The following is a 15,808-nucleotide window of genomic DNA, read 5'->3' as shown; positions in this document are numbered from 1 at the left end:
CATTTTGGTCATTTAGTTTTGACTCATGAGAATGAGTAGTATTTACGTTGAGGCAGGTTGCCTCAAAGTGATGAGATACTCTTTTGACTAGCCCATATTGAAGAAAAAATGAAAAACAAGTCCATTGCCACTGTATTTATCCTTATTGCTTTTACGATGGCCTGTTCATGCCAACGCTCAGATACTGATCTTGTCGTTAACAAAAATGAAATTCTGGACCCCAACAATGAACCAGGTCTCGACAATGAACCGGATTCCTCACATTCATCTTCGACATATCGGATTCCATGCGTTGATCCGATAAGCTCAACAGAACCATACAGAATCCTATACGACTATTGGGCTCAAGGAGACATTATACCAACTTCCAAAATCGTTGATTGCAACATGATTCCTATTGGCTCTCCGAAGGCCGAGGGTTTTGAGATTTGGCGGGATCCACAAATGTTGTACAATGGCAAACCCAGCTATCGCTTCAAGATGGTTGATAACTCAAAGACACGTGTGGAGTTACAAAATGTGTTTGTAACACAGGAAGATCTTGATGAAGCCGGGCTGACTCAGCAGGACATAGAAGATCAGATTGCTTTGAAATCTTTGTATCATTTCGGAAAAGGTGAAGCAAAAAAGGGCGAGACCTGGATGTATGAATATGGTTTGTATCTACCAGAGGTATTGAAGGATATGAAGGGTATCATCACGCAGTGGCACGGCATGCCAGATAGGACAACTATTGTTACACCGGAGGGTGATACCATCAAAGTTCCAGAGGATGAATTCTTAAGAGACTATCTATCTGTTATGTATTTTAATGGCCCAACTGGCTATAATAAGAGTGATGATGCTGTAAACGGATATTCACTAGATGCTGGTGGCTATCCACCCATGTCACTACAAGTGAAAAATGGATACCTATATTTGATTTGTCGATTAGATCGCCCAAGAGTGACCATGGACTCGAGGGATCGTGTTCATATTTATCCTCCTAATATGCCAGAATCTGCAACCAGTCCACTAGGAAATAACACCGTTTACGGTATCTGGTCTCAGGTGATGGATGAACTTCCTATGGAAGAATGGATCGATATGAAACTCATTGTGAAGTGGTCCAATTTTGCTGAGGATGGAAGTGGGGTATTGGACGAAGGCTTTGTCAGGCTATACATGAATGGAGAGCTGAAAGCTGATTGGACAGGCTACATAGGCAATAACGACGAGCATGGTACCTATTTCAAATACGGGTTGTATGTGCCCGGCCCCAATGGGTTAGAGGTACGTGTAGGTGACTTCAGACAAACCAAAATAGATTAACAATAGACATCAGTTGTAATTATTTGATACTCTCTCAACGCCCCATCAGTAACCTGATACGGTCTTTTCTGAATTGTCATACGGAGCAGCAAGCCACACATTGGATCGCTAAAAATCCTTGTTTTCTGTCGCTAAAACACCAAATGTATCATTTGTCTTTTGGATCGGTAACATTGATACATGCACACTTGATGACATCAGACCTAGGTTTGCGATAGTAGAATTTGTGACGATTTTAAATCATTCAGGTATGAGCGCATACTTACTGCAACAGATTACAATGTTTTCATTCACCTATTTCAGTAACCTTAGATGAAAAAGACTGCGGCAATCGGTATAGACATTGGAGGTACCTCAATCAAATTTGGTTTAGTTGGTCCTCTCGGAAACTTATATTGGGAGTCTCAGGTAGAAACGCGCTCTGATCTGCCACAGGAAGAAGCACTAAATAGGTTGCTAAAAATTGCTACTTCCGCTTACCTCAAGGCCGACGAGCTGGAGTTGGAAATTGAATCCATAGGAATAGGTGCTCCCGGCTTGACTGATACGACAGGTGTTATAGTTGACGGAGCTCCAAACGTCCAAAACCTTGTTGGGGCACCCTTGTCTCAACGCCTGGCTTTTGGTTTGAACTTACCCGTGATCGTGGCGAATGATGCTGAGATGATGGCTATAGGAGAGCAGGGTATCCTGGAAGAAACTTATAAAACGCTATTGTTCTTTACCCTGGGTACAGGTATAGGTGGGGCAATGATTCTCAATGGTAAGATTTTTAGTGGACATTACGGCTTTGGAGGTGAGTTAGGAGTGTTTCCTATGGTTGTCAAGGGTGAAGTGAAATACTGGGAGGATATAGCTTCCACTGAAGCGCTTGTCAATGCGTTTAAGCACCATGTGAAACCGGGACCGCACCAGTTAAATGGGGAGTACATTATTGACCAGTATCGTAAAGGAGAACCCCTGGCTAAAGAAATTGTCCACGAATGGGCTCATTATGTTGGATTGGGCATTAGCGGGTATGTGAACGTGTTTAATCCTCAGGCGATCATACTCGGAGGAGGTATTGTGGAGGCCGGTGAAGTTTTCATTCATAAGATTGAGGAAACAATCCATCAATATGCCATAGGGAAATCTTGCGAAGGATTGCAACTGAAACGGGCAAAACTCGGTAACCGGGCAGGGCTGATTGGAGCAGCGCTATATTCTTTGAGTCAGACAAATTCAAAGGTTTATTAATGCAACATTAGATAAAAGTATTGTTCAAAACTAAAGATTTTACAACCATGAATAGAAGGGTATTATTAGTTGGGTTAGTGCTACTGGTCTTCTTTGTCATATCATTCCTGACGAATATTTTGGGAGCCTTGAACCCGGCAATCAAAGAGACCTTTCATCTGGAATTTTCTTCCTTAGGTTTTATGACGCTGGCCTTTTTTTCTGCCTATGGTATTATGTCCATCCCCTCCGGGATGCTGGTTGAGAAATACCGGGAAAAGAAAATCATGCTGGTGGCCTTTGGTTTAGCCACTTTGGGCGCATTCACATTTGCGTTGTTTCCAGTTTTTATAGTGTTTTTGTTCTCTCTTTTCCTGATCGGAAGTGGCATGGCGATGTTACAAGTGGCGATTAACCCACTTCTGAGACAAGCTGGAGGAGAGGAGCATTTTGCATTCAACTCTGTTCTTGGACAGTTGTTTTTCGGGGCCGCTGGCGTGGCGGGACCGTACCTTTTTTCCTATCTGGTGGAGAATGTCGGAAGAGCAAGCAACTCCGGGGTTATTGATCTGCTAAATATGCTTGTTCCGCATCAGATGAACTGGGTATCTATCTATTGGGTTTTTGGGGCCATTGCGTTGACAATGGTTGTCATCATTGCACTTCTTAAATTCCCTAAGGTAGAACTTAATGAGGATGAAAAAACAGGAGAGTGGTCGGTGTATAAAGAACTGTTTGCCAATAAAACGGTCGTGTTGTTCTTCATCGGTATTTTTTGCTATGTTGGATTTGAGCAAGGGGTATCATTCTGGATTTCCCAGTTTTTGGATACCTATCACGGGATAGACCCGGACACTAAAGGAGCGGCTACCGTGGGTAATTTTTGGGGTTCACTGACAGTAGGCTGTTTCCTCGGCCTGGTACTTCTGAAATTTATAGACAGCAAAAGGGTGCTATTGGTTTTCAGTACACTGGCTTTTGTCTCCCTTACCATGGCCCTGTTTGGTCCTGCTCATATTGCTCTTGTCGCATTTCCGGCAGTTGGATTTTTTGCCTCAGTGATGTGGTCAATCATATTTTCACTGGCCCTCAATTCATTAAAAGACCATCATGGATCCGTGGCAGGTATACTATGTACGGGCATTGTAGGAGGTGCCGTTGCACCATTTATTGTTGGAGGTCTGGGAGATGTGTTTGGTCTGAAAGGAGGCATGTTGTTTAACTACTTCACCTTGGCTTATATCTTCAGTATAGCCATATGGGCAAATCCACTCATTAAAAATAAGACCATAGGAGGAGGGAAGACAACCTCCAATGAGGAGGTCCAACAGGAAGAAACAATAGAGTACGAAACAATTAATTGAGTTTGAATACGACCGAACAAAATCGAAATATCATGACAAGTTTTAAAAACTACATTGCAATACCTCTATGGGTTTTTGTGGTACTGGTAACCAGCTGTAGCACACCGGAGAAAGAGGGTACGTATGATAAAAAGCCAAATTTTTTGATCCTGATGTCTGACAATCACTCGTGGAACCATCTTGGAGTGTATGGGGACAAGGTTTTAAAAACGCCAAACATAGACAAGCTGGCGTCTGAAGGGATTAAATTTAATAATGCCTATTGTGCGTCACCTTCTTGTTCTCCGGCACGAGCATCTATGCTTACTGGCCAGGACACCTGGCGATTGGGTGAAGCAGCAAATCTATGGGGAGGATTCCCACAGGTGCCGGTTTATACAAAGTTGCTGGAAGAAGCAGGCTATCACGTTGGTATAGAAGGTAAAGGTTGGGGGCCGGGAAAGGCTGAAGAAAACGGATGGGAAAATAACCCTGGAGGTGAGAGGTATGGCTCCTTTGAAGAGTTTTACAATGAAATAGAAAAAGGGCAATCATGGACCTACTGGTACAGTAGCCGTGACCCTCACAGACCTTTCAGAAAAGATGGATGGAAAAAGTCAGGAATTGATCTGGCCAGCATAGAAGTGCCTCCTTATCTACCGGATACGGAAGAAGTGCGAAAGGATATTGCTGACTACTATAACGAGATTCAACTTTTCGATAGAGAGGTAGCTTCTTACATTGCCCTGATTGAGGAAATGGGTCAGTTGGAGAATACGATCATTATAGTTTGTAGCGATAACGGCTGGCAAATGCCGCGCGGGCTGGCGAATCTCTATGATTTTGGAACCAAAATACCTTTGATTATTTCATGGCCGGAACATTTTCCGGGAAACAGAGAAGTAGAAGATTTTGTTACGTTAAATGATTTTGCACCAACATTTTTGGAACTGGCCGGAGTGGAAATACCGGAAGTGATGAATGCAAAAAGCCTGGTTCCAATCCTGACCTCTGAAAAAAATGGAATAATTGATTCTGAAAGAGATTTTGTGGTGACAGCCCGTGAGCGACATGCTTTTGTGAGGAAAGATGGCGCTGGATATCCAGGTAGAGCGATCAGAACCAATGATTACCTCTATATCCGAAACTACGAAGACAACAGATGGCCAGCGGGGGATCCCCCATTATATGGAGATGTGGATGCGCATATGCTACAATATCCTGCACCTACCAAATTCTATATGTTGGAAAATCAGGAAGATAATCAGATTAAACCTTTGTTTGAACTGGCTTTTTCAAAAAGGCCAAAAGAGGAGCTGTACATTATTTCGGAAGATCCCTATGAGATGAATAACGTAGCTCAAGAGGAACAATATGCTGAGATAAAAACTCAATTGTCAAGCCAATTGACAGCTTACTTGAAAGAGTCTGGTGACCCACGGGAGACCGATACAGAATTTGATTGGGATGCGGCCGAATACTATATGGAAGGAGACAAGACTCCAAGACCAGGGCTTGAGGCGATTGAGGTCTTGGGACTTGAGGAAGAGTACTCATATATCGATTAAGCACTGAAAGAACTAGAAATCTAAATCATAGGAAAATGATAGATCAAAAAATTGCAACGATGGAATCCGTGCTCAAGCATCAGCCATGCGGGTCAAATGAAGTGACTCAGTTCGAAAAGATTCATACGGTTGTTTTCAAAAATCCGGTAGAAGCTTCAGAAAATGTGGCAGCTGAAATCGGCGATTTGATTAGATCGAAGGCTGAAGAGGGTTTGCCTTGTGTTTTAGGATTAGCAACAGGGTCTACCCCTAAAAGTGTTTATAAAGAATTGATTCGCCTACATAAGGAAGATGGATTAAGCTTTAAAAATGTACATACTTTCAATTTGGATGAGTATTTCGGTTTGCAACCATACGACATGCGAAGCTATCATTTCTTTATGCATGAGCAGTTGTTTGACAACATCGATATTCCTGAGGAAAACATTCACATTCCAAGTGGAATCGTGCCTGAAAAGGAGATAGTTGATTACTGTCGAGCCTATGAGCAGAAAATTGAATCTCTTGGGGGTATCGACCTTCAGATACTGGGTATTGGCCGTACCGGGCATATTGGGTTCAATGAACCCGGTTCGCATGTCAACTCAAGAACGCGAAGAGTCACCCTGGATCACCTGACCATCTCTGACGCAGGTCCGGCTTTTGACGGTGTAGAGAATGTTCCCCGAAAGGCTATTACAATGGGAGTGGGTACTATCATGAACGCGAAAAGAGTAATCATCATGGCCTGGGGTTCATCAAAAGCCTCAATCAGTCAAAGAGCCATAGAAGGAGAGGTTTCAGACCTTATTCCGTCCACCTTTTTACAGCATCATGATAACACCACCTTTGTAATGGACGAAGCAGCCTCGGGGGAGCTTACAAGGTTCAAGACACCCTGGCTGGTAGGTGCCGCCAATTGGTCGGAAGCTGAGATCAAAAAGGCCGTGATATGGCTTAGTTTGAAATTAGGTAAGCCGATTTTAAAGCTGACAGATGAAAACTATGCTGAGAATGAGATGAGTAGCCTGATTGATGAACATGGACCGGCTTACAATATCAATATCAAAGTATTCAACAGGTTACAACATACCATTACTGGCTGGCCAGGAGGAAAACCGAACGCTGATGATACTTATCGTCCTGAGCGTGCACTACCGGTTAGCAAAAGAGTGGTTGTTTTCAGTCCCCACCCGGACGATGATGCCATTTCTATGGGTGGTACAGTGATGAGGTTACTTGAGCAGGGTCATGAGGTGCATATCGTCAATCAGACATCCGGAAGTAATGCTGTTTTTGATGATGATGTGATCAGGTATCTTCAGTTTTTTAAAGATGCCAACCAGCACTTTTTGCTGGAGTCAGACATTTTGGAAGAAAAGTTCAATCTCATGATGGATATGCTAAATAAAAAGAAATCCGGAGATGAGGACAGCGCCAGTATTAAGCTGATGAAAGGTTTAATCAGGAGAGGTGAAACCAAAGCTAGTGCAAGGTTCTCTGGTGTCAAAGAGGGAAATGTACATTTTCTGGACATGCCCTTCTACCAGAACAAGCAAAACCGAAATTTGACCAACGAAGATATCAAGTCAATCATTGATATTCTGGAAAAGGTTAGGCCACATCAGGTTTTCCTGGCAGGGGATTTGGCAGACCCACATGGCACCCATCGCATCTGCTATGATGCTATTCTACAGGCTTTGGATGTTATTAGAGATAAGGTATGGTTTGGGGATTGCTATGTCTGGATGTACCGAGGTGCATGGCAGGAGTGGAACGTCGATCAAATTGAAATGGCTGTGCCACTCAGTCCGGACGAGTTGATGAAGAAGCGTAAAACAATTTTTAAGCATCAAAGCCAAAAAGACTTTGTTATGTTTAAAGGAGACGACAACAGAGAGTTCTGGGAACGATCGGAGGCAAGAAATCGAGCCACAGCAAACACCTACCGTAAGCTAGGCCTCGCAGAGTATGAGGCTATGGAGGGTTTTGTGAAGCTTAATCTGGAAGAAACAGACTAAAACATTTATTTAGGAGAAATTGTGAAGAGTTATACCTACCGTTTTGGAATGAGAAGTGCTTACTTCATTTATTGTCCTTTTCTTAAGTTTTAGACGAGAGCTGAGCGCTCAAATCACAGAAATGTTGTAGTAGTTGAGAACCGATGTTTACAAATGCTGACAGATTGCCCTGATCTGGATATTTCAATGAATACTTAACTGTGGCTCTGAAAAAACAAAGGAGTCCGCAGCATATTCAAAGGGACTATATGCCAGAGGTCTGAAGGTTTTGGAGTCACTTCCGGCAACAAAATACCATTAACCGTAAATCAGCTATCGTAAACTTTGTTATTAGCATTTTAAAGGAACCATTTTTTGCATTTAATAATATGAGAAAAGTTAAACTATTTTCCTTCCATTCCTTCTCGCTGTTATTGCTTATTGTTACAGCCTGCCACCCGGGAGGTGTACATATGATTATTTCAGTAGAAAACGAGCTTGAATTTGATCGAGTCGATGAGATTGTTCAGGTTTCTCTGTCCGGTGTGACTGAAGGAAAAGAAACTGATCCAGGTCAATTAGCGGTTTGGGATGGAGAGAAACAGTTGGTGACTCAGCATGTGGATACTGATATGGATGGTATGGTTGATGCAGTTTTATTTCCTGCTACCGTTGGAGCGAATAGCACTAAGCAATATGAAATTAGAGTTAGGAAAGATTCTTTACCGGAAGAAAAGATCGATCGATGTTTTTCACGTTTTGTTCCCGAACGCACGGATGATTATGCATGGGAGAACAACCGGATAGCCTTTAGGACCTTCGGCCCAACAGCGCAAAGTATGATGGAAAGCGGTATTGAAGGAGGCACGCTAACCAGCGGCATCGACTGCTGGCTGAAGCGTGTGGAATACCCCATCATAGATAAGTGGTATGGTAAGTATTCGAGTGGTAGCGGAAGCTATCACGAAGATGATGGTGAAGGGCTTGATAACTTTCATGTTGGAGTAAGTCGAGGGTGCGGCGGAATCGCTGTTCAAGGTGGGAGTGACTATTGGGTTTCTAAAAATTTCACAAGTTGGAAAACTCATTATTCAGGACCCTTGAAAACAGCATTTACCCTGGGCTATGACGACTGGCAAGCTGACGATCGCCTTATCCGGGAGGGAAAGAACATATCATTGGACTATGGTAGCAATCTATCCCATTACATTACCACCATTGAAGGAACCGATGAAATTTCCGTTGGTCTTACCTTAAATGAAAGAGATGGAGAACTATCGGTAAACGAAGAACATGGCTGGATTAGCTATTGGCAGCCCCATGGTGATTCCGAACTGGCTATGGCAGTTGTTGCTGCACCCGAGACCTTTTTGACCTATAATCAATTCATGTCAGGTGAAAAGGATCTCAGTAATATCTATGTGCACATAAAAGTCAACGACAATAAGGCTGAATACTATTCTGGTTTTGCATGGAAGGAGAGTGGGCAATTTAAAAGCAAGAAAGCCTGGGAGGCCTATCTCACATCTTTTGCCATCAAGCTGAAAAACCCTCTAAAAGTCAATGTTCGCTAAGATGTTCATGTTGGTTTATTTATTCAAAAATTAAAATTCAAAATAGAAATGAAAGAAGGATTATTCAGCACCGCTGGAAAAGTAGCATTGATCACTGGTGGAGTTCATGGGCTGGGCATGGCTATGGCCAAGGGCATTGGAGAAGCAGGGGCGACAGTGGTTGTAAATTCCCTTAAACAAGATGAAGTGGATGTCGCGGTGGCTCAATATCGCGAATGGGGAATCAAAGCTTATGGCTACGTTTTTAACGTCACTGAGGAGCAGGCTGTTGATGAAGCTTTATCCCAGATAGAGGCAGAAATTGGACCTGTGGATATATTGGTGAACAATGCCGGAATCATCAAGCGTACACCTATTTTGGAGATGGAACTGGCGGATTGGAAGGCCGTCATCGACGTGGACCTTACCTCACCCTTTATAGTTAGCAAGCGCGTTGCCAAAGGCATGATTGAGCGAGGTCATGGTAAAATCATCAATATCTGCTCTATGATGAGTGAGCTGGGCAGAAACAGTGTGAGCGCTTATGCAGCGGCTAAGGGAGGATTAAAAATGCTTACTCGCAACATGGCGACAGAATGGGGTCGTCACAATGTTCAGGTAAACGGGATCGGTCCGGGCTATTTTGCTACCTCTCAAACTGCTCCGATTCGGGTGAATGGTCATCCATTCAATGAATTTATTATTGGACGGACACCGGCAGGCCGGTGGGGAGACCCTTCTGATCTCGAAGGTGCGGCGGTGTTTCTTTCGTCAAGAGCAAGTGATTTTGTAAATGGCCAGGTGGTTTATGTAGATGGTGGGATTTTGGCGACCATTGGGAAGCCGAGCAATGAGGATTGATTTGAAGATCAGGCACTAAGTGAAAGCCTCTTGTAAGTTAAGGGGCTTTTTCCGTTTATCATTTGTCCCTAAAGTGGTAACATAAGCACATGAATACCCTTTTCTGAGTTCTTAGGTTTGTATGGAGTGGAGTATGACTCAACGCTCATGTAAATGAGTCTCGCCATGAAAACATGCGAAAACCGAGACATGGCTTGACACCACCTACTGATAATCTCTTAAATGCTAAAAAATGAAGCTTATTTCAATAGTTTTTATCTTGACAGCCTTAACAATGACCAGTTCATGTCAGACTTCAGACGGTGATCTTGTTGTCAGGCAAAATGAAAACCTTGACCCAAACACAGATCCGGATCCGGATTCTGATCCCGATCCGGAACCAACATCTGAATTTCGGATTCCATGTGTTGATCCGCTAAGTTCTTCGAACCCTTACCGAATTCTTTATAATTTTCATGCGCAGAGGGATATCATCCCAATTTCAAAAATCATTGATTGCAACATGATTCCTATAGGTGCTCCTTATGCCGAAGGTTTTGAAATTTGGAGAGACCCACAAATGCTCTACAATGACAAACCCAGCTATCGTTTTAAGATGATAGATGACTCTCGAAAGCGTGTTGAATTGCACAACCTTTTTGTCACACAAGAAGATCTGGATGAGGCTGGGCTTACAGAAGAGGAAATTGCAGGTCATATGGCTACTGCAACTTTATACCATTTTGGGAAGGGTGAGGCAAAAAAAGGAGAAACCTGGAGCTATGAATATGGATTATATCTTCCTGAGGTATTAAAAGAGATGAAGGGAATTATCACCCAGTGGCACGGCATGCCTGACCAAACAACAATCGTCACGCCTGAAAATGATACAATGTACATTCCTCATGATGAATTTGTAAAAGACTATTTATCCAAAATGTACTTTGATGGGCAAATTGGTCACAACAAAAGTGATGATGCCATTAATGGATACTTGGTTGATGAAGGAGGGAATCCTCCCTTGTCACTGCAGGTAAAGGATGGCTATTTGTATTTGATCTGTAGAATAGATCGGGCTCGTGTCCATAATAGTAACGAACGTATTCATATTTATCCGCCTGACATGCCAGAATCTGCTTCAAGTCCGTTGGGTACTAAGACGGTTTATGGCATTTGGTCACAACACATGGATGAACTACCTACGGAAGAATGGATCGACATGAAGATTGTTGTGAAGTGGTCCAATTTCGCAGAAGATGGAAGTGGTGTTCTGGACGAAGGTTCCGTGAAGCTGTATATGAACGGAGAATTGAAGGCTGATTGGACGGGCTATATTGGCAACAATGATGAGCATGGCACCTATTTCAAATACGGATTGTATGTGCCCGGACCGAATGGATTGGAAGTGCGCGTGGGGGACTTTAGACAGATCAAGGTAGAATAATTTGAGTGGTTGGTTGAGAAGAATTGGTGTTTTATAAACTTTCAAGGCTTGAAAAGTCAGGTTATTAATAAAACGTATTACAATAAATAATGAAAAATCATCCTGCAATTACCTTGTTGTTGGTTTCCGTGCTAATGATCGTGTGTTCATGTCAAACTTCAGAGGGTGATCTTGTTGTCAGGCAAAATGAAAATCCAAGTCCTGAACCAGACACAACGCCAAGCCCTGACTCAGCCCCTGAATATCGAACCCCATGTGTAGATCCTTTAGAGTCAGAATTACCATACTTCATAAAGCATAACACTCATCCTGAAAAGACAATTATTTCTGTAGATCGAATTCTCGATTGTAGTATGGTTCCCATTGGGGCTCCTTATGCATATGATGAAGGTTATCAAATAGTCAGGGATCCAGAAATTCTCTATCATGGAATACCAAGCTATTACTTTAAAATGGAAAGTGATGCTAGAACACGTGTTGAGTTACAGTCTTTGTTTGTAACTCAGGCCGATCTTGATGAAGTCGGGCTTACCAAACAAGATATTCAAGACCATATAGCAACGAAAACCTTATATCATTTTGGAAAAGGAGAGGCTAAAAAAGGAGAAACATGGAGCTATGAGTATGGGTTATATCTGACGGAAGAACTTAGAACAATGTCAGGAATTATTTCTCAATGGCATGGCATGCCTGATAAAACCACGTTGGTAACTCCTGCAAATGACACAATCTATGTGCCTCACAAAGAGTTTGTTGATGATTATTTGTCTGTAATGTACTTTAATGAGGCCATTGGGTATAATAAAAGTGATGATACGGTTAATGGTTATATCGTTGATGCAGGTGGAAACCCACCAATGGGTCTTAAAGTTAAGAACGGGTATTTGCATTTGGTCTGTATGATAGATAGAGCTCGCGTACATAGCAGTACTAAAGAACGAATTCATATTTACCCTCCAAATAATTTCCCGGAGTCAGCAACAAGTCCGGAAGGGAATAAAACGGTATACGGTTTATGGGCTCAGAAATTATCGGAACTGCCAGTGGAGCAATGGATAGATATGAAGTTTGTTGTAAGATGGTCCAATTTTGCTGCAGATGGCAGTGGCGTATTGGATGAGGGCATAGTTAAATTTTACATGAATGGAGAGTTAAAGGTCGATTGGACGGGTTATATAGGTAATAACGATGAGCATGGCACGTATTTTAAATACGGATTATATGTGCCAGAATCTAATGGACTGGAAGTCCGTGTCGGTGACTTCCGACAGACTAAAATAGAATGATGAAGCGCTTATTGCCCAACATGAGAAATTGTACATTTATACTTGTTTTATGCAGCAGTCTTAGTCTTGTTGCTCAAAATAACGAAGATAATCTTCAGGACAGGCCAAATGTACTTTGGCTGGTTATTGAAGATACCAGTCCCTATCAATTCAGTTGCTATGGTAATAGGGATATTGCTACGCCTGAAATAGACGAATTGGCAAAAAAGGGGATATTGTATACCAATGCTTCGGCGAATGCGCCTCATTGTTCGCCGGCCAGATCAACTTTGATCACCGGTAGCTATGCCACCACCTATGGCATGGATATTCACAGGCAAACTTATGACACACCCGAGGGTATATTTTATCCTGAGTATTTACGAAAGACCGGATACTTCTGTACCAACAATGCCAAAACAGATTACAATACAACTATTAATAACGATCAGCTCTGGGATGAATCAGGACTGGGAGCGACCTATAACAGTCCCAGTAGAAAAGAGGGGCAGCCATTTTTTGCGATTTTCAATACAGAAGCCACTCATATGGGGCTTGTGAGGACAATTACGGCCAAAGACAGACCTGATTTCAAACAATATGGAATAGATGAGGAAAATATCTTTCTTCCTGCTCATGTGCCCGATCTGCCTGAAGTCAGATCGGATGAGGCCTATATGCTCAAAGCCTCTCAGGAATCAAGCAAATGGGCGCAATCCTATATGGATGATCTGAAGGAAAAGGGATTGGATGACAATACGATTGTGTTTTTCTTTAGCGATCACGGAGGATGTTTGCCCAGGGGGAAAGGTTTTCCTTTTGAAAGTGGGCTAAAGGTGCCTTTGGTCATCTATGTGCCCCCGGCCTGGCAGGAAAAGCTGGGTGTGAAACCGGGAACGGTAGATTCACGCCTTGTAGGTTTTGTGGATTTTGCGCCGACGCTGCTAAGTTTAGCTGGGGTAAAGCCACCCGAATTCATGCAGGGCGATCCTTTCATGGGAAAGTTTGAAACAAAGCCTGCGAAGTTTCAGTATGGTTTTAGATCCAATCAGGAAAATTACCATTACGATCCGTGCAGGACTGTGAGCGATGGAAATTTCAAGTATATCAAAAATTATGTACCGCATAAGCCATTTTGCCTGAGGAACCTCTATCAATGGGGGATGCCAGCCAATCAGGCCTGGGATCAATATGTAATGTCAGGAGAATGTACACGGGAAACATGGTTGCAGCCATTCAGGCCCAAAGGGGTAGAGATGCTTTTTGAACTCAAGAATGACCCATGGGAATTGAATAATCTGGCTAATGATCCACAATATCAGAAGATCTTAAAAGGTCTTAGAAAAGAAGAACAGAAAGAGCTGCGCAGGACTCAGGATCTTGGGCTGTTTGTTCGAGGGATTCGTGAGGTGGAAGGAGGGCTTTACAACTGGGTGAGAGCACAAGATTTTGTACTGAAGAGGTTGTATGAAGCGGCGGATCTGGCCAGTAGAGCCAAGTCAAAAGATATTGGTAAGTTGAATGAACTCCTGCAAAGTCCTTATGCCGCCATTAGGTATTGGGGAGCGATTGGATATTGCACGCTAGGTTCTCAAAGGAAATTGGAAGGAGCCACGGAGGAACTGAAAAATTCCCTGAACGATGAATCTAAGGAAGTGGCTTGTGCAGCGGCAGAAGCGTTGTGTTATCTAGGTGAATTTGATTTGGGCATCCAAAAATTGATCGACCTCTATAAGAGTAATTTCAATTTGGCGTACTCGAGTATTGAAACATTGACATGGTATCCGGAAGAAAAGAAGAAGTTGCAAGTGTACTTACCTGTATTCCTGAAAATAGCCGAAGAACAAGCAAAAATCACCCAGGAGAGAGAGGGGTTAGCCATAAAGAACCGATCCATTTTAGTGAACTTGGGAGTCCTACCATTGGATAAACTTTACTCGGAGGAGGAGAGAAAGAAAGGAGAGAAGGCGAATGCCTCAGGAAGGAAATTCCGATATGCGAAATAAATGAAATAATAAAATGAACGAAAACCCTGATCGACCTGCCCCGCAGGTCGATCAGGGTTTTTTTGTACCAGTACACCTCTAACTAAACTGCTAAAGACTAATCGTTCTTTTTACCTTTTGTCATATTGATATATCGGGCGAGTGCCTCCAGAAAGTAATAGTCCGCATAATTTATAGGAACGTCAATCTCCGAATACCCTGGAAGGTGACCCACAGAATGTTTGAGTATGAAATAATTATTTTGACCTACTTCCGCCAGGTATTGACTACCGGAGAGGTTTTTGAGCATGGTTTCTGCGAGTAAAAAGTATTCGCTATTATCCGTCAGGGTACTGAGTTCCAGAAATGCACTGGCCATGATCGCCGCGGCCGAAGCATCGCGATAGTCATTGGGGATATGGTTCGTATCAAAATCCCAGTAAGGAATCTTATTCTCTGGCAATCTGGGGTGGTTCATCAGGAAGTGGGCGATTTTCTTCGCTTGCTCCAGATAATGCTCCCTGTTGGTTTCGCGGTACATCATAGTAAATCCATACAAACCCCACGCCTGGCCCCTGGCCCATGACGATTCATCAGCATAACCCTGAACGGTCATTTTTTCGATGATTTTTCCGTTTTTGGGATTGTAATCGACCAGATGGTAAGAACTGTTGTCTGGTCTGTAGTGGTTTTTTATAGTGTTATTTGCATGGGATAACGCCATTTCCATAAACTTCGATTCCCCTGTCGCTTTGGAAGCCCAGGTCAGCAGCTCCAGATTCATCATATTATCAACTATCACTGGATAATTGTACGGGGGCATGTCCCATGATCGGATACACCCTACAGCATCAGAATATCGGGTGGCCAGTGAGCGAGCTCCGGTGATGAGTGCTTCTTTATACGCTTCATTTCCAGTCAGGCGGTAACCATTGCCGTAACTACACCGATGCATAAAACCGAGATCATGCGTGTGTGTGAAGTATTGTACACTATCAATGCCCGCAGTAAATCGCTCTGCTTGTGTTTTGAAAAATTGATCCCCGTTCAGTTCATAGATCAACCACAGGGAACCAGGAAAGAAACCGGAGGTCCAGTCTCTGGGAGTCGCGTATCTGAGTTCCCCGTTTGGCCATACAGATCGGGGATTCATTCCTGGCGCATAGTATTTGGATGCGAGTAATAGCTGTTGCCTGGATACTTCTATGCTGCGGGTTAGCCAGGTCTCATTCTGGTTTTCTGGTTTTTGCTGTGCGTGAACACTGCGGCCGGCCAGCATGATTAGGAACATTAAAACTATTCGGA

The 15,808-nt window shown here is 43.1% G+C and carries 11 protein-coding genes; 10 read left to right on the top strand and 1 reads right to left on the bottom strand.

Annotation, left to right across the window (positions count from 1 at the left end; genetic code table 11):
- Positions 1–108: 108 nt before the first annotated feature.
- The 10 genes from NXR94_RS05065 (at position 109) to NXR94_RS05020 (ending at position 14,524) form a co-directional block, all read left to right on the top strand.
- On the top strand, positions 109–1,311 hold the full coding sequence (locus NXR94_RS05065; protein ID WP_258103496.1) for a polysaccharide lyase: 1,203 nt from the start codon (positions 109–111) through the stop codon (positions 1,309–1,311).
- Positions 1,312–1,623: 312 nt separating this feature from the next.
- Positions 1,624–2,547: an ROK family protein gene (locus NXR94_RS05060; protein WP_258103495.1), complete on the top strand. Its 924-nt coding sequence runs from the start codon at positions 1,624–1,626 to the stop codon at positions 2,545–2,547.
- Positions 2,548–2,594: 47 nt separating this feature from the next.
- Positions 2,595–3,890, top strand: coding sequence for a sugar MFS transporter (locus NXR94_RS05055; protein WP_258103494.1), 1,296 nt, complete (start codon positions 2,595–2,597; stop codon positions 3,888–3,890).
- A gap of 32 nt (positions 3,891–3,922) precedes the next feature.
- Entirely contained in the window at positions 3,923–5,437 is a 1,515-nt protein-coding gene (locus tag NXR94_RS05050) for a sulfatase (protein ID WP_258103493.1), read from the top strand.
- 35 nt (positions 5,438–5,472) lie between these two features.
- Positions 5,473–7,437: a glucosamine-6-phosphate deaminase gene (gene nagB, locus NXR94_RS05045; RefSeq protein WP_258103492.1), complete on the top strand. Its 1,965-nt coding sequence runs from the start codon at positions 5,473–5,475 to the stop codon at positions 7,435–7,437.
- 368 nt (positions 7,438–7,805) lie between these two features.
- Positions 7,806–8,990, top strand: a complete 1,185-nt coding sequence (locus NXR94_RS05040) for a DUF4861 domain-containing protein (RefSeq protein ID WP_258103491.1) — start codon at positions 7,806–7,808, stop codon at positions 8,988–8,990.
- Positions 8,991–9,038: 48 nt separating this feature from the next.
- A complete protein-coding gene (locus NXR94_RS05035; protein ID WP_258103490.1) occupies positions 9,039–9,830 on the top strand; it encodes a gluconate 5-dehydrogenase in 792 nt (263 codons plus the stop codon).
- Between the two features lie 232 nt (positions 9,831–10,062).
- Entirely contained in the window at positions 10,063–11,253 is a 1,191-nt protein-coding gene (locus NXR94_RS05030; RefSeq protein ID WP_258103489.1) for a polysaccharide lyase, read from the top strand.
- A gap of 89 nt (positions 11,254–11,342) precedes the next feature.
- Positions 11,343–12,539, top strand: a complete 1,197-nt coding sequence (locus tag NXR94_RS05025; RefSeq protein ID WP_258103488.1) for a polysaccharide lyase — start codon at positions 11,343–11,345, stop codon at positions 12,537–12,539.
- Positions 12,536–14,524, top strand: a complete 1,989-nt coding sequence (locus NXR94_RS05020) for a sulfatase (RefSeq protein WP_258103487.1) — start codon at positions 12,536–12,538, stop codon at positions 14,522–14,524. The genes NXR94_RS05025 and NXR94_RS05020 overlap by 4 nt, the downstream gene beginning before the upstream one ends.
- 97 nt (positions 14,525–14,621) lie before the next feature.
- Here NXR94_RS05020 and NXR94_RS05015 read toward each other — a convergent pair whose 3' ends face one another.
- Complete coding sequence (locus tag NXR94_RS05015; RefSeq protein WP_258103486.1) at positions 14,622–15,794, bottom strand: glycoside hydrolase family 88 protein; 1,173 nt, start codon at positions 15,792–15,794, stop codon at positions 14,622–14,624.
- Positions 15,795–15,808: the final 14 nt, after the last annotated feature.

Origin of the sequence: Marinoscillum sp. MHG1-6, from assembly GCF_024714475.1 — a bacterium.
Taxonomy (GTDB): domain Bacteria; phylum Bacteroidota; class Bacteroidia; order Cytophagales; family Cyclobacteriaceae; genus JAMZMI01.
This window is presented reverse-complemented; position numbering and strand designations above follow the sequence as displayed.